The organism is Ruegeria sp. CK2, from assembly GCF_056536585.1.
In genome coordinates this window covers 132,995-151,948 of sequence record NZ_JBQFPW010000009.1, presented here as the reverse complement: position 1 = coordinate 151,948, position 18,954 = coordinate 132,995, and the positions used below count along the sequence as shown (strand labels likewise).

Genomic DNA, 18,954 nt, shown 5'->3' with positions numbered 1-18,954 from the left:
GTTTTCTTACATGACCGATCAATCTTCGAACCAGATGTGGGGCGGCCGCTTTGCCGCCGGTCCAGACGCGATCATGGAGGCAATCAATGCCTCGATCGGGTTCGATCGACGGATGGCAGCCCAGGACATCGCAGGCTCGCGCGCCCATGCCGCCATGTTGGCTGCGACAGGCGTCATAAGTGATAGTGACGCTGAAGCCATTCGGGAAGGGCTGCTCACCGTTTTGTCAGAAATCCAGAACGGAGACTTTCAGTTCTCGACCGCGCTGGAAGACATTCATATGAATGTCGAGGCGCGCTTGAAAGAGATCATTGGCGAGCCCGCAGGCCGTCTGCACACAGGTCGCAGCCGAAACGACCAGGTGGCGACCGATTTCAAACTCTGGGTGCGCGACCAACTGGACGCGGCGGAGACCGGCCTGCTGGCCCTGATCCGCGCGCTTTTGGCGCAGGCTGAGGCCGGCGCTGATTGGGTTATGCCGGGCTTTACACATCTGCAAACAGCACAGCCAGTGACATGGGGACACCATATGATGGCCTATGTCGAGATGTTCGGCCGCGACCTGTCTCGCGTCCGGGATGCCCGCGCCCGAATGAATGAGTCGCCTTTGGGGGCTGCGGCTTTGGCCGGAACGTCGTTCCCCATCGACCGCCAGATGACGGCCGAGGCCCTAAGCTTTGATCGCCCCGCTGCCAACTCGTTGGATGCCGTAAGCGACCGCGATTTCGCTCTGGAATTCCTGTCCACAGCTTCAATCTGCGCCGTTCACCTGTCTCGCTTTGCCGAAGAGCTTGTGATCTGGTCCTCGGCCCAGTTCCGTTTTGTCACGCTGTCCGACCGGTTTTCAACGGGTTCGTCAATCATGCCGCAGAAGAAAAACCCGGATGCGGCCGAGCTGATTCGCGCCAAGGTGGGCCGGATTTACGGTGCCAATACGGCGTTGATGATGGTGATGAAAGGTTTACCGCTGGCCTATTCCAAGGACATGCAGGAAGACAAGGAACAGGTCTTTGATGCAGCCGATAACTGGATGCTGGCGCTGGCGGCAATGGAAGGCATGGTCAAGGACATGACCGCCAACCGCGAAAGCCTTGCCGCAGCGGCAGGGTCGGGGTTCTCAACTGCGACCGATCTGGCCGACTGGTTGGTCCGTGTGCTGGGCCTGCCGTTCCGCGATGCGCATCATGTGACCGGATCGCTGGTTGCTATGGCCGAAACCAAGGGTTGCGACCTGCCCGACCTGACGCTTGAGGATATGAAATCGGTGCACGCTGATATCACCGATGACGTCTATTCTGTCCTCACCGTTGAAAACTCGGTAAACTCGCGTCAGTCTTATGGGGGGACTGCGCCTGATCAGGTGCGGGCTCAGACCAAACGATGGAAGGCGTTGGTATGATGCGTATGTTTCGGGTCATTCTGTTGATCTTGACCGGTTTTGCCTTGGCGGCCTGTGGTGCCGATGGCGAACCTGTTCAGCCGACGGCCAGCCTGGGCGTTGGCGTTGGGTCCAGCGGGACACATGTTGGCGGAGGCGTAGGCCTTCGCAAGGGCGGCTTTGGCCTTTATCTGGGTGTCTGATCCGAAATCCAACACCGTCAGTACAGACTTTAAGGAGAACGGCATATGCGAACCATCGGCCTAATCTTGACGCTTGCCGTTTTGGCGGCGTGCGAACCGACATCTGCATCGCGCCCTGATCCTAAGCCAGAGCCAAAACCGTCCGGCATTTCCGTATCCGGCTATGCACGTGCCGGGGTCTCGACCGAATTCTAAATGGCCGTGTCGGGCCCATAAGCGCCCGAATCCATTGAACCGGCCCCCCGTTTTGGTCTAAGCGCGCAGATATGGATCACTTTCTCTACCGCGACGGCGCGCTTTTCGCCGAGGATGTCCCGATCTCCGAAATCGCTGCCGCGGTCGGAACCCCGTTCTATGTCTACTCGACAGCAACGTTGCTGCGGCATTTCAAACTGTTCGATGACGCGCTGGACGGCACCGATCACCTTGTCTGCTATGCGATGAAAGCGGCCAGCAATCAGGCGATCTTGAAAACGCTGGCGCAAGCGGGCGCGGGAATGGATGTGGTTTCGGGTGGGGAATACCTGCGCGCTAAGGCGGCAGGCGTGCCGGGCGACAAGATCGTGTTCTCGGGTGTTGGCAAAACTGAGGATGAGATTCGCAACGCGCTCACTGGCGGCATCCGCCAGTTCAACGTGGAATCCGAGCCCGAGATGGAAGTGATCAACGCCGTTGCGCAAGAACTGGGCATGATCGCGCCGATAACCGTGCGGGTGAACCCGGACGTAGACGCCAAGACCCACGCCAAGATTGCCACTGGCAAGTCCGAGAACAAGTTCGGTATTCCGATCTCCCGTGCCCTGGAGGTCTATGCGCTGGCAGCCAGCTTGCCGGGTTTGGAGGTCATAGGGATCGATGTTCATATCGGCTCGCAACTGACCGAGCTGGAGCCGTTCGAACTGGCCTACAACAAAGTCGCGGAATTGACCGAACAATTGCGCTCTGAAGGGCACAATATCCGCCGGCTCGATCTAGGGGGCGGCTTGGGTATTCCCTACACACGTTCAAACGACGCGCCGCCTTTACCGGTCGAATATGGCGCTATGATCAAGAAAACGCTTGGCCATTTGGGTTGCGAGATCGAAATCGAGCCCGGTCGCCTGATCGCAGGAAATGCAGGTCTGATGGTGTCGAAGGTCATTTACGTGAAATCCGGTGAAGACCGCGATTTCCTGATCCTCGATGGGGCGATGAACGACCTCATCCGCCCCGCAATGTACGAAGCCTATCACGACATTGTTGCGGTGACCGAACTCGCGCCCGGTGTCGAACAGCGGCCCTATGATATCGTCGGGCCGGTTTGCGAATCCGGTGATACTTTTGCCAAAAAACGCAACATGCCGCCGCTGTCTGCAGGTGATCTTATCGCTTTCCGCAGCGCAGGAGCGTATGGTGCGGTGATGTCTAGCGAGTACAATACGCGCCCGCTGATTCCAGAAGTGCTGGTGCATGGGGATCAATTTGCAGTTATTCGTGAACGCCCAAGCTTTGACGAAATGATAAACCGCGATACCATACCTACGTGGCTCTGACGCGATAACCGCGCGGGCCCGACTAGGAGGCCCGCCTTGAGCGATAGATCAAACCTGCCACTACCACGCATGTCCCTTTGGCTGACCCATGTCGGTATGTTGGCTGAGCAGGTTTTGCGTGCCTTCTGGCCAGTGTTTTCGATTTTGATGCTTCTGCTTGCAGCGCTGATGCTGGGCTTACAGGATTTCGTCAGGGTCGAATTCGTTTGGGGCGCTGGTGCGGTATCTTTGCTTGCACTGGTTCTTGCTGTCGCTTGGGGGGCAAGGCGTTTCCATATCCCGTCGCGTGCCGAGGCGCTGTCGCGACTTGACGAAACTTTGCCAGGCCGACCAATTCAGGCTCTGATGGATGATCAGGCCATTGGTGCACAGGACGCGGATTCTGTGACTCTTTGGCGGGCCCATAAACACCGAATGGCGCAGCGTGTTGCCCAGGCGGAGGCGGTGAAACCGGATCTGCGGCTGGCGTCACGCGACCCATACGCCCTGCGATATGCAGCATTGCTGGCATTGGTTGTGGCGGTTCTATTCGGATCGTTCTGGCGCATCGGATCGGTCGCTGAAATGGCACCTGGGGCTGCCGTAGCTGGTCAAGGCGCAACGTGGGAAGGCTGGGTGGAGCCGCCACGTTATACCGGGTTGCCGACGCTCTATCTGGCGGATCAGTCTGGAACAGAACTCTCCATACCGCAGGGCAGTCGCGTCACATTGCGATTTTACGGAGAGGTCGGTGCGCACAGCCTGACTGAGACTGCATCTGTGGCCGGAACACAGGCGGCAACTGAACCGGAACAGGAATTCGTGGTCGAATACTCAGGTCAGATTCGAATTGAAGGACCGGCGGGCCGGGAGTGGACACTGGGCATAATAGGTGATGCGCCGCCACAGATTGCGGTGGCGTCTGCCGCTGAATCTGAGGCTGGCGGTCAGATGAAACTTCCGTACGCGGCCCTTGATGACTACGGCATCGTATCTGGTCTGGCCCGGATCGAGCTGGATCTGGCTGCGGTCGATCGCCGTTATGGTCTGATCGCGGACCCTGAACCGCGTGAGGCGATTGAAGTTGAGTTGCCCATGCCGATTACCGGGGATCGAACCGATTTCACCGAAGACTTGATTGAAGATTTTTCGCAACATCCGTGGGCACATCTGCCGGTGACAATCACATTGATGGCGCAGGATGCCGCGGACCAACAATCCAAATCGGAACCCTATGCGACGGCGTTGCCCGCGCGTCGGTTCTTTGACCCGCTCGCGGCAGCGGTGATCGAACAACGGCGAGACCTGCTGTGGGCTCGCGCCAATGCCACACGGGTCGCGCAAGTGTTGCGCGCGGTGTCCAATCATCCTGAGGATTTGTTCCGCTCGGACACTGCCTATTTGCGCCTGCGGGTAGTTTTGCGGCGGTTGGAGACCTTTGATGAATACGGGTTGAAGCCAGAGCAGCAGGAGGAAATTGCGCAGGCCTTGTGGGACCTTGCGGCCTTGATCGAAGACGGCACGCTGGCCGATGCGCTCGAACGGATGCGTCAGGCGCAGGAACGGTTGTCCGAGGCGATGAAGAATGGGGCCTCCGATGAAGAAATCGCCGAGCTGATGCAGGAATTGCGAGAGGCGACGCAAGACTACTTGCAGCAATTGCAGCGTCTGGCGCAGCAAGACGGCGAGAATGGCGAACAGCAACAGGGCCAGAACGGCGAATCCATGCAAATGTCACAGGATGACCTACAGCGCATGATGGACCGCATTCAGGAACTGATGGAACAGGGCCGCATGGCCGAGGCGCAGCAAGCGCTGGATGAATTCCAGCAGATGATGGAAAACATGCGCGTTACTCAGGGGCAGGGTCAAGGCGGCCAGTCCGAGGGCCAGCAAGCCATGGAAGGGCTTGCCGAGACGTTGCGCGAACAACAGGGCCTAAGCGACCAGGCCTTCCGCGATCTGCAGGAACAGTTCAATCCGGGCGCACAGGCCGGTGAAAGCCAGGGCAACGAAGGCAGCTCGGGTGGGCAGGGCCGGGGTCAAAGCCACGAGGGTCAAGGCGGTCAGGGACAAGGGTCTGATCAGTCGGGTGAAGGCCAGCAGGGTCAAGGAACGCTGGCAGACCGGCAACAGGCCCTCCGGGACGAGCTGGGTCGACAGGAACAAGGACTACCGGGTGCAGGCACACCCGAGGGGGAGGCCGCACGCGAAGCGCTAGGTCGTGCGGGCCGTGCTATGGATGACGCGGAAGAAGCGCTGCGCGGCGATGATCTGGCCGAAGCTATTGATCGTCAGTCCGAGGCGATGGAAGCCTTGCGGGAAGGCATGCGGTCATTGGGTGACGCGATGGCCCAGAACCAGCAGAACCAACCGGGGCAGGGCACCGAAGAAGGCGATATGCAGGCCACCAACCGCGATCCGCTGGGGCGCAACCCTGGTGCTGCCGGGTCCATTTCGACCGAAGAAGACATGCTGCAGGGAGAGGATGTCTATCGCCGTGCCAGAGAGTTGCTGGACGAAATTCGCCGACGTACTGGCGATACTGATCGCCCCAAAATCGAGTTGGAATACCTAAAACGTCTGCTTGAGCGGTTTTAGGGAACGGCTTGGCGCATCAGTTTTGCGACGCGCCTGAGCCGGCTTGTGTTTCAAGCCAGATTCGGGCCTGATCCACCAGCGAGACATAAGAGTTCAGGACCGGATCGGCTTGCGGTACGGCTTCGCTGATTTGCTGGGCGTTGCCGTAGATCAAGTACAGAACAACACCAATGATCAACATCAGGGCGAAACCACGGACAAACCCGCCAGATTTACGGACGGGTACCTCGGCCTCGGTCATTTCAGCGCGCATTGTGGAGTTAATTGCATCAACATCCGGCAGCGCTTCTTTCTGACCTGAATCCTCGGCAGTGACTGAGGCAGAAGGTCGTTTTGGCTCGACTTTTGGCTCAGGTGGGGTATCCAACGCCAGATCGGGTTGGGTTTCCAGACCACCGCCCTCCTGGGCACGCAATTCCGCCTCGCGGGCGGCCTCCTCCTGCAAAATACTGGCAACCGAGGGGTCCACATTCCCGCTAGGTTTTTCAGATACTTTCTCAGGCTCAGGCTCAGGCTCAGGCTCAGGCTCAGGCTCAACGTGTGGCTTTGCCGTCGTTTCTTCGACTACTGCTTCCGGCATCTCGTCTTCCGAGCCCTTCGCCTCGACAGCGTCATCTTCTACCTGAACAGGTTCAGATATCTCCTCGGTCGGATGTTTGGCCTGAAACCAGGTTTGGTCGCAATTTGAGCATTGCACATCGCGGCCTTCCTCGGGGATGACCTCGTCCGGGACCTCGTATTGGGCACTGCAATTCGGACATGTAAGACGCATACTGCCTCCCCGGCCGTACAAACGGGCCGTTAATAGTTTTTTCAGGAATGATATTCCGTTAAGAGCTAACAGCAAAGGGCGTTTTCGGTTTCACGGACCAAGTGTCACCAATTGGACCCGGTGAAGGCATTGAAACCAAAACCGCGCTCGGGCAAGAAGAGCGGCAAAACAAATGGGGGCACGTGTGATCGAGCTGGAGAATGTCAGCTACACCTACGGTGGCGGCGAATTGCTGAGCGACGTATCGGTGCAGCTGCAGCCGGGGTCCTTCCATTTTCTGACCGGCCCTTCGGGTGCGGGGAAAACGACGCTGCTCAAACTTTGTTATGGGGCGCTGCTACCAACATCGGGACGGTTAAGCGCTTTTGATCAGGATATCTCGCTGCTAGATCGGGATCAGATGGCCCTGCTGCGCCGCCGGATTGGCGTCGTGCATCAGGATTGCCAGTTTCTGGATCACATGACCCTGGGCGAGAATGTCGCTTTGCCGCTGATGGTCTCGGGGCGTGCTGAATCCGCGGAGCAGGACAACCTAACGGAGCTTCTGAGTTGGGTGGGCCTTGGCCCTCGGCTGGAAGCCAGGCCGCCGGAATTGTCCGGAGGTGAACGCCAGCGCGCAGCTTTGGCGCGCGCCCTCATCCTGTCGCCCGACGTGGTGCTTGCGGATGAACCAACGGGAAACGTGGACTGGGAGATGTCGCAACGTTTGCTACGCCTGCTGATCGAGCTGAACCGGATGGGAAAAACCGTATTGATCGCGACACATGATCTGAGCCTGATCCGCGCTGCCAAAAGTCAAGTACAGGCCCGCGTTTTGCGGATTTCTCAGCGGCGGTTGCAGCTGGCAGGAGCGGATCTATGAGCAGTGGTGATCTCCGCAACCTGCTGCGCCGCGACGCACGCGCCGATCGGGTTGTGCCGCCGACGGGCTACACCGCGCATCTGACCTTGTTTGTGTCTGGAGCAATGGCTTTTCTGGCCGTGTTCGCTTTGGCTTTGTCGCTCGCCTCGGGCAGGATCGCTGACCGCTGGGCGTCTGAACTGGCGGGCGCAGCAACCCTGCGCATAAACGCCCCGGTGGAACAGCTTGCTGCCCAGACCGAAGCCGCACTGATCGTTCTGAACCAAACCCCTGGTGTTGCGTCTGCCCGCGCGCTGACCCCCGAAGAACAGTCGGCTCTGCTGTCTCCGTGGTTTGGGCCCGACTTGCCGCTGGACACTCTGCCTATCCCGCAGCTGATTGAGATCGTCGAAGGTGATCCAGGGCTGGATGCCGCCGGGTTGCGCTTGCGATTGGGGGCCGAGGTTCCCGGCGCCGTACTGGACGATCACACAAGGTGGCGTGAACCTTTGGTGGATGCGGCGATGTCTCTGCGGCGGCTTGGCTGGGTGTCGATCTTGCTGATCGGCGGTGCCACCGCAGCCATGATCACATTGGCCGCCAATGCGTCGCTCGCCGCTAATGCGCAAATCATCGAGGTGCTGCGCCAAGTGGGCGCGCGCGATCGGTTCATTGCTGGGGCTTTTGTCCGCCGTTTTACCTACCGCGCTTTTTTTGGTTCAGCTGTCGGAACCCTGCTTGGAATGACTGGGGTCCTTTTGCTGCCGCAGGCGTCAAATACGGGTGGATTTCTGACCGGTGTGGGCTTTCAAGGTGGCGGCTGGGCCTTGCCCATTCTCATCCCTGTCCTTGGCGCCACGGTCGCCTTTTTTGCCACGTGGACCGCAGCCCGTCGTAAGTTGAAGGAGCTTTCCTGATGTCCAAGGCCATTCAATGGGTCCGTTCGCTGATCTTTATGATCATCATTTACGCCTGGATGCTGGTCTTGGGCCTTGTGTTTGCGCCTTATGCTTTGTTTTCCAAGAAAGGGGCGTCGCGGGCCTGCAGGACTTATGCCCGCAGCACGATGTGGTTAGCCCGTTGGATGGTCGGGATCCGTTGCGAGGTGCGCGGATCTCCTCCGTCCGGAGAGGTTGTCATCGGCGCCAAACATCAGTCTTTTCTGGATATCATCATGATCTTCGCCGCGATCCCGCATGGCAAGTTCATCATGAAGCGAGAGCTATTATGGACGCCAATTATCGGAATGTACGCACGCCGTTTGGGCTGCATCCCGGTCAATCGCGGAAAAAAGGGTGTAGCGGTTGCTAAAATGGTCAAGGACGTCGCCAAGGAGTTTGCCGAACCGGGGCAGTTGGTGATTTACCCTCAGGGCACGCGGGTCGCACCGGGCTCGTATAAACCGTATAAAGTCGGAACTGCCGTTTTGTACGAAGGTCTTGGATTCCCCTGCGTTCCAGTCGCGACAAATGCCGGCGTTTTCTGGCCGCGAACCGGGATCATGCGCAAACCGGGTCTGGCGATTGTCGATTTTCTGGAGCCAATTGAATCCGGTGTGCAACGGGATGAGTTTCTGGTGCGGTTGGAAGACGTGATTGAAACACGCTCTAACGAACTGATGCGGGAGGTGGGGTTTGATCCGGATGAGGTTCATTGACGACATTGAAACACTGGGGGCGTTGTACGGAACGCCCGGCGCACCAGCAATGCGCAAAGTCGCGCGTCGACTGACGCCACTTTATCGTAAATGGATCATGTCATCGCGCCTGTGCATCCTCAGTACAGTGGGGCCGGAAGGTGTCGATGGCAGCCCGCGCGGCGATGACAATCCGGTTGTTCTGGAACTGGACCCGGGCACGCTGGCAATGCCGGATTGGCGGGGCAATAATCGGTTGGATTCGCTGCGCAACATCGTGCGTGATCCGCGTGTTTCGCTGTTGTTTTTGGTTCCGGGGTCAAACAACGTGGTTCGGCTGAACGGAACGGCGGGGCTGACTGCGGATGACAACTTGCGCGCCCGTTTCGAGAAAAATGGTAAACGACCTGCGACGGTGATTGTTGTCGAAATCGCTGAAATCTACACGCAATGCGCGCGCGCATTGATGCGGGCTGGAACCTGGACCGCTGGTCACGAAGCGACTGCCCTTCCGACCGTGGGCGAAATCTTGGCCGAGATGACAGCCGGTGAAGAAGGCGGCGCGCAGTATGATCAGGAATGGGGAGCGCGCGCCGCCAAAACCATGTGGTAGGCCGCTGTATCAAGGGGTCAAACCGCGGCGGCCCCGATCCTGGATACCTTTGCTACCCAGCGCTCAACGCTGCCCGGTTTGGGATAACTGGCCCCCGCAAAGTAGGTGAAGCGCGTTGGCTTGAAGCCGACAAAGCCCAGAATCTGATCACGCACCTGACGGATCAAGGCTTGCCGATAGATCAGGCGCATGAACCAGCCTGGTGTGTCTGAAGTTAGAATGACACGTGCCGTGCGACCAGTTAGCATTGGGGCAGGGAAGCCGATTTTGGTAGTATTTCTTGTGTCGAATGTCCGACCCGGGATGAACATCCGATCAATCAGTCCTTTGAGCTTTGCTGGCAGGCCACCCCACCACATTGGCGTGGTCAGCACCAGATGGTCGCTCCATTCGATGTCCTGCAGGATCTGATCCAATACCGGCTCAAGCGGTTTGAAATCCTCATAGTTGCCTTGTCCAAAGTCAAAATCGAACTGTAGATCGCTGAGATGGACCAAGCGAACCTCGTGCCCTTTCTCACGGGCTGCGGCTTCGTAAGTCTGGGCAAAGGTGCGGGACAGGCTGCTTTCAGCGGGATGTCCATCGAGGACGAAGATCTTCTTGGGGTGCATGGGAGTTCTCCTAAAAATGACCACGGTCAGTTTCTTAATTTAAAAAATGACCACGGTCAATAAAAATTTGACCATGGTCAAAAATCGTGCGAAAACGCCCTATGCAAAAGGCAGTTCAAAAACGCACACTCAGAACACGCGCCCGATTGCTTGCGGCGTCAGAAGAGGTGATTCACCGCGAGGGCTATGAGGCCTTGCGAGTAGAAGAGGTTGTAAAAGCAGCAGGTGTCGCCAAGGGTACGTTCTTTGCGCATTTCCGCGACAAAGATGCCCTGATGGAAATTCTGATAGGTGAGAGATTGAGTTCAATCTTTGATCAGGTAGAAGCTAATCTGCCGCCAAAAACGGTGCCCGAGCTTATCCGCGTCCTGAAACCCATTCACAGTTTTATGACGTCTGAACGCTATGTGTTTGATCTGCTGATACGCTATTCGGGCGCTGCGGCGGTCGCCGAAATCGGACCAATTGCACATTGTTTTGAGCGTTACTTTCGCGTGGTTGAAAATTGGCTGACATATGCGGACGTACGTAAAGACGTCTCAGCCGATTTGCTTGCAGAAGGCGTTCAGGCCTTTGCGATTCAAGCCATGTCCCTGAAGTTCTGTGCACTACACGAGGCGCAGAGTTTCGAAGACAAGTTGGAAATCTATCTTGAAGCGTGGTTAACCCCGGCGACGTAGTCGCCGGGGATTTCTATCAGCTGTGGATTGGCCCGTCGCCGCAGGCGAGCGCCGCTTCGCGCACGGCCTCGGAATAGGTCGGGTGCGCGTGACACGTCAAAGCGAGATCTTCGGCAGAGGCGCCGAACTCCATGGCCACACAGACCTCATGGATCAGGTCGCCAGCGGCCGGGCCGATGATATGCGCGCCCAGAATGCGATCTGTTTCCTTGTCAGCCAGGATCTTTACAAACCCATCTGCCGCAAAGTTCGCCTTGGCGCGCCCGTTGCCCATAAACATGAACTTGCCAACCTTATAGGCGCGGCCTTGTTCCTTAAGCGTCTCTTCGGTCTCACCGACGTTGGCAACCTCGGGCCAGGTGTAGATCACACCCGGAATGACGCCATAATTCACATGCCCGTGCTTGCCCGCAACTTGCTCGGCTGCGGCCATGCCCTCGTCCTCGGCCTTGTGGGCCAGCATCGGGCCTTCGATCACGTCACCAATCGCGTAGATGCCCGGCACATTGGTCTGCCAATCTGCGCCAACCTTGATCTGCCCGTGTGGTGTCATCTCAACACCCAGAGCGTCCAGACCCAGACCGTCCGAAAACGGCTTACGGCCAGTGGCAACCAAAACAGTGTCGGCGTCGATCACATGTTCGCTCTCATCTTTGCGCTTCTTGTAAGTGACCTTGGCTTTGGTCTTGGTGGCCTCTGTCTTTTGCACCGCGGCGCCCATGACAAATTTCAGGCCCTGCTTCTTTAGAATGCGCGCGAAGGTCTTCTGCACCTCGGGATCCATGCCCGGCGTGATCACGTCAAGGAATTCGATAACGGTAACTTCGGCCCCAAGCCGCTGATAGACCGAGCCCAGTTCCAATCCGATTACGCCGGCACCGATAACGACCATTTTCTTCGGGATCTTGTTCAGCGCCAACGCACCGGTTGAAGTGACAACAACTTTCTCGTCGACGGTTACGCCCGGCAAGGATGATGGCTCGGACCCCGACGCGATGATGATGTTCTTGGCCTCGTGAATATCATCACCAACCTTGACCTGACCAGCGGCGGGGATTGATCCCCAGCCTTTGAGCCAGTCAATCTTGTTCTTCTTGAACAGAAACTCGATGCCCTTGGTGTTCCCGTCGATGACCTCGTCCTTGTAGGCCTGCATCTGCTTCCAATCGACCGAGGGGCTTTTGCCCTTCAGACCCATCTTGGCAAAGTTATGTTCGGCCTCGTGCAACTGATGGCTGGCATGCAGCAACGCCTTGGACGGGATGCAGCCGACGTTCAGGCAGGTGCCGCCCAGTGTTTCGCGCCCCTCGACCACGGCTGTTTTCAGCCCCAGCTGGGCACAGCGGATGGCGCAGACATAGCCGCCGGGCCCTGCTCCGATTACGATGACGTCATAGTTTGCCATTTGTCAGGTCCTTGTATTAGGCGGGGTTGGTTGCGCATGTGTCGCGCGGTCCGCTCCCTTTTTGAATAATCTATACTGGCCGAGGAATCAAAACAGAGCGGCCAACAGCAATGCGGTCGTTGCGACCAGTCCTATCATCCAGCTGACAGTGCGCCACGGGGTCCAGCCAAAGGCGTAGGCGGGGACATAAAGGACACGCGCGATTAGGTAGATCCAGCTACACATCCCGGTGAACCCATTGGATTGCCCCGAGGTTGTGACGACCAACGCCGCGATAGCAAAAACAACTAGCCCTTCGGTGTGATTGCTCAGCGCCCTGTGCAAACGCCCCATAACTGCTGGTTTTTCAAAGGGTGTGTCACGTGGTCCAATCGCATGCAACACATCGACCCTGCCGTGACCCGCAATCAGGTAGGCGACGAATTGAGCGATCCAAAGCAGGGCGGCCAGGGACAGGACGGTCAGTTCGGTGGTCATCCAGTAGAGTTCCTTGGTTGTTAGGCGCGGGTGGGATGTTCCAACAACGAACTTGCGCCTACCGCAAACCGGGGGCGCAAGAAATGGGGTGTTAGGCCGGCGTTAGCACCTTGATCTGGATATGTGCCACACCGCCTCGTTCGTGATGCATTGCCAGTTCCTCAGATTCGAAGAAGTCTCGGGCCTTTTCCAGATCTGCGATCTCGAACAGCGCAACCGCATGGTCGCGCTGTTCGGGATCCTGCCAGATGTGAAGATCATGAATACCTGCAGCTTCGCGCATCGGCTTGTCCTCGCGGAACACTTTTAGCCAAACGCTGAAATCTGCGACGTCGGCCTGCCAGAGAACATGGGTCGCCATGTTTACAGGTCCATAAGCAGACGACGTGGATCTTCCAGCGCCTCTTTCACACGAACCAGGAAGGTCACAGCGCCTTTGCCGTCCACGATCCGGTGGTCATAAGACAAGGCCAGATACATCATCGGACGGATCTTGATCTCGCCATTGATGGCCATCGGGCGGTCCTGAATCTTGTGCATGCCCAGAATGCCCGACTGTGGCGGGTTCAGGATCGGCGAGGACATCAGCGAGCCATAGACACCACCGTTCGAGATGGTGAAGGTACCGCCCTGCATCTCGGCCATGGACAGCTTGCCATCCCGGGCGCGCTTGCCCTTTTCGGCGATGGCTTTCTCGATGGCCGCAAAAGACATCGCATCCGCATCGCGAATAACCGGCACAACCAAACCTTGCGGGGTCCCGGCGGCAACGCCCATATGCACGAAGTTCTTGTAGACAATATCGGTGCCATCAATTTCGGCATTGACTTCGGGCACTTCTTTCAGCGCGTGACAGCAGGCCTTGGTGAAGAAGGACATGAAGCCCAGTTTCACGCCATGTTTCTTCAGAAACAGCTCTTTGTATTCGTTGCGCAGGGCCATCACCTCGGTCATGTCCACCTCATTAAAGGTGGTCAGGATCGCTGCGGTGTTCTGCGCATCCTTCAGGCGTTTCGCGATGGTCTGGCGAAGCCGGGTCATACGCACACGTTCCTCGCGTGAGGCGTCCTCGGCGGCGACGGGTGCGCGCGGAGCTTGTGCAGCGGGTGCGGGCGCAGCCGCCGCCGGTGCTGGGGCCGAAGCCGTTGCTACAGCTTTCGCGACATCCTCTTTCATGACACGACCGTCGCGACCGGTGCCGGTGACTTGATCGGCGGATAAACCAGCCTCGGCCATGGCTTTTTCAGCCGATGGTGCATTGGCCACGTCCTTACCACCACCCGAGGCGCCTCCGGCGGCGGGTGCCGCAACCGCGGCCGGGGCGGCAGACACTCCGGCCGCATCGCCCGAGATCACCGCCAGTCTGGCTGTAGCATCGACTGTTGCACCTTCTGGCGCGACGATTTCTGCCAGTACGCCCGCGGCCGGGGCCGGAACTTCGACCGAGACTTTATCGGTTTCCAGTTCGCACAGCATTTCATCTTGCGCAACGGCATCGCCCACTTGTTTGAACCAGGTCGACACTGTGGCTTCGGTGACAGATTCACCCAAAGTTGGGACCATGACGTCGACGCTGGCTGCTGCCTGGGCGGCAGGTGCAGCCGCTGCTGGGGCAGAAGCTGTAGCGGCTGGTGCGGCTGCGGCACCGTCACCCGCTGCAATCGTTGCCAGCAACGCATCAACGCCAACTGTTTCACCTTCGGCAGCCACAATTTCACCCATCACACCCGCACTGGGGGACGGCACTTCGACCGTGACCTTGTCAGTCTCCAACTCACATAGCATTTCGTCCACGGCAACAGCGTCACCGGGTTTCTTGAACCATGTCGCAACCGTGGCTTCGGTTACCGACTCGCCAAGCGTGGGAACACGAACTTCAATCGACATCGCTTATTTTCCTTCAATGCTCAGCGCTTCGTTCACCAGCGCTTCTTGTTGGGCTTTGTGTTGGCTGGCCAGACCCGTTGCGGGCGAGGCCGATGTTGCACGACCGACATAACGCGGTCGCTTGTTCTCGGCGCCGATACGGGTCAGCACCCATTCGATATTGGGTTCAATAAAGGTCCAGGCCCCCTGGTTCTTGGGTTCTTCCTGACACCAGATGATTTCGGCACCCTTAAACCGTTCAAGCTCATTGATCAGGGAATGCGCCGGGAATGGATAGTATTGTTCGATCCGCATCAGGTAGACATCGTCGATGCCACGGGCATCGCGTTCTTCCAACAGGTCATAGTAAACCTTGCCGGAACACATCACGACTCGCTTGATCTTGTTGTCTTTCACCAGTTTGGTATCGGAATTTCCGTGCTGCGCATCGTCCCACAGCACTCGGTGAAAACTCGACCCGGTGGTGAACTCTTCGGCCGTGCTGACGGCTAGTTTGTGGCGCAGCAACGATTTTGGTGTCACAAGGATCAGTGGCTTGCGGAAGGTCCGGTGCAACTGCCGGCGCAGGATGTGGAAGTAGTTCGCAGGCGTTGTACAATTCGCCACGATCCAGTTGTCCTGTCCACACATCTGCAGGAACCGTTCAAGGCGGGCCGAGCTGTGTTCCGGGCCCTGACCTTCGAACCCGTGAGGCAGCAGGCACACCAATCCGGACATGCGCAACCATTTGCTTTCGCCAGAGCTGATGAACTGATCGAACATAATCTGCGCACCGTTGGCAAAGTCACCAAACTGCGCCTCCCAAAGGACCAACGAGTTCGGTTCGGCCAGTGAAAAGCCGTACTCAAATCCCAGCACCGCGTATTCGCTGAGCATCGAGTCGATCACGTCGTATTGCGATTGCCCGGCGCGGATGTTGTTCAGCGGATAGTACCGTTCCTCGGTTTCCTGATGGATGAACCCGGAGTGGCGCTGGCTGAACGTGCCGCGTGTCGCGTCTTGCCCGGACAGTCGAACAGGATACCCCTCGGTCAAAAGCGAACCAAAGGCCAGCGCTTCACCGGTCGCCCAGTCAAATCCTTTGCCGGATTCGAACATCTGTTTCTTGTGATCCAGCAAGCGACCGACCGTTTTGTGCAGCGCGACATCTTGCGGCGCGTGGGTCAGTGCGTTTCCGATTTCGGCCAGAGTGTCGGGTGAAATCGCCGTGTCACCACGCACATATTCATCTTTGTTTTTGTCTAGATGAGACCAGCGCCCGTCCAGCCAGTCGGCTTTGTTGGGCTTGTAGTCTTTGCCGGCCTCAAACTCATCGTTCAGATGTGCTTGGAACGCGGCTTTCATATCCTCGATCTCACCCTCTGGGATCAGCCCGTCCTTGACCAGCCGTTCCGTATAAATCGACAACGTGGTCTTATGGGTTTTGATCTTCTTGTACATGATCGGGTTGGTGAACATGGGCTCATCACCCTCGTTATGCCCGAACCGGCGATAGCAGAAGATGTCGAGGACAACGTCCTTGTGGAACTTTTGCCGGAATTCGGTTGCCACCTTGGCCGCATGGACCACCGCCTCGGGGTCGTCGCCATTGACGTGGAAGATCGGCGCTTCGACCATCAGGGCAATATCCGTCGGGTAGGGGCTTGAGCGGCTGAAATGCGGCGCGGTGGTAAAGCCGATCTGGTTGTTCACTACGATATGCATCGTTCCACCGGTCTTATGGCCCTTCAGACCAGACAAACCGAACCCTTCGGCCACAACACCCTGTCCGGCAAAGGCCGCGTCGCCATGCAGCAAAATGCCCATCACAGCAGTTCGGTCAGTGTCGTTCAATTGATCCTGCTTGGCCCGCACCTTGCCCAGCACAACGGGATTTACAGCTTCCAGGTGGCTGGGGTTTGCCGTCAGTGACAGGTGAACCGAGTTGCCATCGAATTCGCGATCCGATGATGCGCCCAGATGGTATTTTACATCGCCAGAGCCATCAACGTCTTCGGGCTTGAAGCTACCGCCCTGGAACTCGTTGAAGATCGCGCGATAGGGTTTGCGCATCACATTGGCCAGAATGTTCAGACGGCCGCGGTGGGGCATGCCGATCACGATGTCCCGAACCCCAAGCGCACCGCCGCGCTTGATGATCTGTTCCATCGCCGGGATCAGCGCCTCGCCGCCGTCCAGACCGAACCGTTTGGTGCCCATGTATTTCACATGCAGGAACTTCTCGAACCCTTCCGCCTCGACCATCTTGTTTAGGATCGCCTTACGGCCTTCCTTGGTGAACGCGATTTCCTTGCCATAGCCCTCGATCCGTTCTTTCAGCCAGGCGGCCTCTTCCGGGTTCGAGATATGCATGTATTGCAGCGCAAAGGTGCCACAATAGGTCCGCTTCACGATCTCAACAATCTGCCGCATCGAGGCCATCTGCAGACCCAGAACGTTGTCGATAAAGATCGGCCGGTCCATATCGGCTTCGGCAAACCCATAGGTCTTTGGGTCAAGCTCGGGATGTGTGCTGGCGGCCCGCATGCCCAGCGGATCCAGATCAGCGGCCAGATGGCCCCGGATGCGGTAGGCCCGGATCAGCATCAGCGCGCGCAGGCTGTCCAGAACCGCGCGTTTGATCTGGTCTTCACTAACCTCAACACCCTTTGACACCGCCTTATCTTTGATCTTGTCCCCGGCGGCCTTCGCGTCGATCTCGACCCACTCGCCAGTCAGAGCGCTGGTGAGGTCATCAGTAGGCATTGGCGGCCAGTCGGTCCGCGCCCAGGATGGTCCTTCGGCTTCTCTTTCAACATCCGGTTTGGCATCACCCATCTGGCGAAAGAAATCGGCCCACGCGGCATCCACCGCGCCCGGGTCTTTCGCATATTGGGCATAAAGTTGCTCCAGATATTCGGCATTGTGCCCTTGCATAAAGCTTGAGGCATGAAAGGCAGAGTTGGGCAGTTGTTCGGTCATTGGGCTACCTCATATGGGTTGGGACCGTATTGGTTGGTGCCTGGCTGGCTGGGGCGGGACAACCACCACAGGACCAGGAGGGGTGACACAAACAGTATGACAAGTGTCGGAATGACGATCAGCAGAGTGGCACGGGTGAACAGGATATCCAGATTGCCGCCATGCTGGAAATGAGAGGCCAGGCCGATGCCGAAGATCAGAACCGCAAAGGCCCCTAAGATCAAAAGGATCGGCAGCAAGGCGTAGAGGCCACTGCGCCCGGTATCATGCATCCGTCGCCACGCGACAGCCAGATGTGGGAAGAACACGATCAAGCCAACGATACTCTGCACCGGCTGCGCGGACGTTGCAGAGATGGATTTGGAAGTCGCAGTTTCAGTCACTGCGACTTGTGAAAAAAACTGCGTGTCGATGATCCCTGCAATGATGTTCCAGATCACGATGAACAAGAAAAAGAACCAGTATTCTGGCCGAGAGGCCCGGCCCGAGAAGATGAAGAATTTGGAAAAACAGGTGCGGATGGCGTCGGAGAATGTCATTAATTTTCCCTCATCATTCGGCGTTTGATTTCCAGAGTAAATGCCGCGTGAGGTTTTCTGTCGAAAGCACTCTCGAACTCGGCCTCATCAAACCGCAGGAATACTATCTTCGCTGGACCGGCTCCCAATTGGGGTTCTGGAACCGGGCGATTGAACGAAGGGTTGCGTTCTGCCGTTGATCCTAGTGCTACCTTGGAGGTTTGGTGTGGTGCGTAACCCCAAGTTGTTACTGATAAGTACCGAGATGGGCCATACGCGTATTCGAGGGTAGTGCCGGGGGTATCTGTTTCGAATGCCCAGATCGCATCCCTTATTCTGGTTGTGTCGTCATAGGAGGTGCTAAAATAATTGCAGCCCAACCTGTCCCCGGTTGGGGTGACGGCGGAATGATCATACAGCACCAAGAACGCCAGCGAGCCATGATCCCACCAAAACGCGTCGTAAATGCCACGTTCGGAATCATCGGATATGGCTTCCAAATGGTCGCCCATGCTTGGGATGACGCCAGTTTCCGTATCCAAGGCGAGCGGATTGAAACTTTTATTAGCCAACGCGCGGGAAAGAAACCCATCCGCAACAAGCAATGGCATTAATTCAGGGAAAGGTGCGCGGAACTTCGTCCACCCTCTCTCAGAGAACTCTTTTGCAATCGATGTGCGATCAGCAGATGTCCATGTGCAAAGATCGATAACATCTTGCGTTGGTTGCGAGAATTCGGGCGAAGCGCTAACGGCGCCAGAATTTACTGAAAACAATGCGCTCAAAACCAATACTAAGACATGCTTAGAGCGAAGGGATTTCTCCCTTCGCTTCGTATATCTTATGTGTTGGCGCGCCAT

At 57.5% G+C, this 18,954-nt stretch carries 19 protein-coding genes; 10 read left to right on the top strand and 9 right to left on the bottom strand.

The genetic code is table 11. The features are described from left to right. Positions 1-10: 10 nt before the first annotated feature. The 5 genes from argH to ACR0BU_RS14955 all read left to right on the top strand — a co-directional run bounded on the left by argH (position 11) and on the right by ACR0BU_RS14955 (position 5,693). Positions 11-1,399, top strand: a complete 1,389-nt coding sequence (argH, locus tag ACR0BU_RS14975; RefSeq protein WP_480736472.1) for an argininosuccinate lyase — start codon at positions 11-13, stop codon at positions 1,397-1,399. Next, entirely contained in the window at positions 1,396-1,581 is a 186-nt protein-coding gene (locus tag ACR0BU_RS14970) for an argininosuccinate lyase (protein ID WP_480736470.1), read from the top strand. Before argH ends, ACR0BU_RS14970 begins: the two co-directional genes overlap by 4 nt. 45 nt (positions 1,582-1,626) lie before the next feature. Further along, complete coding sequence (locus tag ACR0BU_RS14965) at positions 1,627-1,776, top strand: hypothetical protein (RefSeq protein ID WP_298935342.1); 150 nt, start codon at positions 1,627-1,629, stop codon at positions 1,774-1,776. A gap of 71 nt (positions 1,777-1,847) precedes the next feature. After that, positions 1,848-3,113 carry a diaminopimelate decarboxylase gene (gene lysA, locus ACR0BU_RS14960; protein ID WP_480736468.1) on the top strand — a complete coding sequence of 422 codons (1,266 nt, stop codon included), beginning with the start codon at positions 1,848-1,850 and terminating at the stop codon, positions 3,111-3,113. A 69-nt stretch (positions 3,114-3,182) separates the two neighbouring features. Beyond that, complete coding sequence (locus ACR0BU_RS14955) at positions 3,183-5,693, top strand: TIGR02302 family protein (RefSeq protein ID WP_480736672.1); 2,511 nt, start codon at positions 3,183-3,185, stop codon at positions 5,691-5,693. A 16-nt stretch (positions 5,694-5,709) separates the two neighbouring features. Here the strand turns inward: ACR0BU_RS14955 and ACR0BU_RS14950 are convergent, their stop codons facing one another. After that, entirely contained in the window at positions 5,710-6,465 is a 756-nt protein-coding gene (locus ACR0BU_RS14950; RefSeq protein ID WP_480736467.1) for a zinc-ribbon domain-containing protein, read from the bottom strand. A gap of 184 nt (positions 6,466-6,649) precedes the next feature. Here ACR0BU_RS14950 and ACR0BU_RS14945 point away from each other — a divergent pair, with 184 nt between their 5' ends. From ACR0BU_RS14945 to ACR0BU_RS14930, 4 genes are read left to right on the top strand one after another with little or no spacing between them, the layout of a single operon-like run. Then, positions 6,650-7,327 carry a cell division ATP-binding protein FtsE gene (locus tag ACR0BU_RS14945; RefSeq protein WP_120632513.1) on the top strand — a complete coding sequence of 226 codons (678 nt, stop codon included), beginning with the start codon at positions 6,650-6,652 and terminating at the stop codon, positions 7,325-7,327. Next, entirely contained in the window at positions 7,324-8,223 is a 900-nt protein-coding gene (locus ACR0BU_RS14940) for a cell division protein FtsX (RefSeq protein ID WP_480736465.1), read from the top strand. The genes ACR0BU_RS14945 and ACR0BU_RS14940 overlap by 4 nt, the downstream gene beginning before the upstream one ends. Continuing rightward, complete coding sequence (locus ACR0BU_RS14935) at positions 8,223-8,963, top strand: lysophospholipid acyltransferase family protein (protein WP_298935336.1); 741 nt, start codon at positions 8,223-8,225, stop codon at positions 8,961-8,963. The genes ACR0BU_RS14940 and ACR0BU_RS14935 overlap by 1 nt, the downstream gene beginning before the upstream one ends. Further along, positions 8,950-9,555: a pyridoxamine 5'-phosphate oxidase family protein gene (locus ACR0BU_RS14930; protein ID WP_480736463.1), complete on the top strand. Its 606-nt coding sequence runs from the start codon at positions 8,950-8,952 to the stop codon at positions 9,553-9,555. Before ACR0BU_RS14935 ends, ACR0BU_RS14930 begins: the two co-directional genes overlap by 14 nt. Positions 9,556-9,572: 17 nt before the next feature. Here the strand turns inward: ACR0BU_RS14930 and ACR0BU_RS14925 are convergent, their stop codons facing one another. Next, entirely contained in the window at positions 9,573-10,166 is a 594-nt protein-coding gene (locus ACR0BU_RS14925; protein ID WP_480736461.1) for an NAD(P)H-dependent oxidoreductase, read from the bottom strand. Between the two features lie 101 nt (positions 10,167-10,267). Between ACR0BU_RS14925 and ACR0BU_RS14920 the strand changes: the two genes are divergently transcribed. Next, positions 10,268-10,846 carry a TetR/AcrR family transcriptional regulator gene (locus ACR0BU_RS14920; RefSeq protein ID WP_299888873.1) on the top strand — a complete coding sequence of 193 codons (579 nt, stop codon included), beginning with the start codon at positions 10,268-10,270 and terminating at the stop codon, positions 10,844-10,846. Positions 10,847-10,862: 16 nt separating this feature from the next. On the opposite strand, the gene lpdA is transcribed toward ACR0BU_RS14920, so the two are convergent. The 7 genes from lpdA to ACR0BU_RS14885 form a co-directional block, all read right to left on the bottom strand. Beyond that, positions 10,863-12,251, bottom strand: coding sequence for a dihydrolipoyl dehydrogenase (gene lpdA, locus ACR0BU_RS14915; protein ID WP_480736460.1), 1,389 nt, complete (start codon positions 12,249-12,251; stop codon positions 10,863-10,865). Between the two features lie 87 nt (positions 12,252-12,338). After that, a complete protein-coding gene (locus ACR0BU_RS14910; protein WP_480736459.1) occupies positions 12,339-12,728 on the bottom strand; it encodes an MAPEG family protein in 390 nt (129 codons plus the stop codon). Positions 12,729-12,819: 91 nt separating this feature from the next. Then, a complete protein-coding gene (locus tag ACR0BU_RS14905) occupies positions 12,820-13,089 on the bottom strand; it encodes a hypothetical protein (protein ID WP_298935329.1) in 270 nt (89 codons plus the stop codon). 2 nt (positions 13,090-13,091) lie between these two features. Continuing rightward, the gene (odhB, locus tag ACR0BU_RS14900) at positions 13,092-14,615 is read right to left on the bottom strand and encodes a 2-oxoglutarate dehydrogenase complex dihydrolipoyllysine-residue succinyltransferase (protein WP_480736458.1); all 1,524 of its coding nucleotides are present in this window, start codon (positions 14,613-14,615) and stop codon (positions 13,092-13,094) included. Positions 14,616-14,618: 3 nt separating this feature from the next. Then, complete coding sequence (locus tag ACR0BU_RS14895; RefSeq protein ID WP_480736457.1) at positions 14,619-17,576, bottom strand: 2-oxoglutarate dehydrogenase E1 component; 2,958 nt, start codon at positions 17,574-17,576, stop codon at positions 14,619-14,621. Next, the gene (locus ACR0BU_RS14890) at positions 17,573-18,115 is read right to left on the bottom strand and encodes a DUF805 domain-containing protein (protein ID WP_480736456.1); all 543 of its coding nucleotides are present in this window, start codon (positions 18,113-18,115) and stop codon (positions 17,573-17,575) included. The genes ACR0BU_RS14895 and ACR0BU_RS14890 overlap by 4 nt, the downstream gene beginning before the upstream one ends. Beyond that, positions 18,115-18,954, bottom strand: a complete 840-nt coding sequence (locus tag ACR0BU_RS14885; RefSeq protein WP_480736455.1) for a hypothetical protein — start codon at positions 18,952-18,954, stop codon at positions 18,115-18,117. Before ACR0BU_RS14885 ends, ACR0BU_RS14890 begins: the two co-directional genes overlap by 1 nt.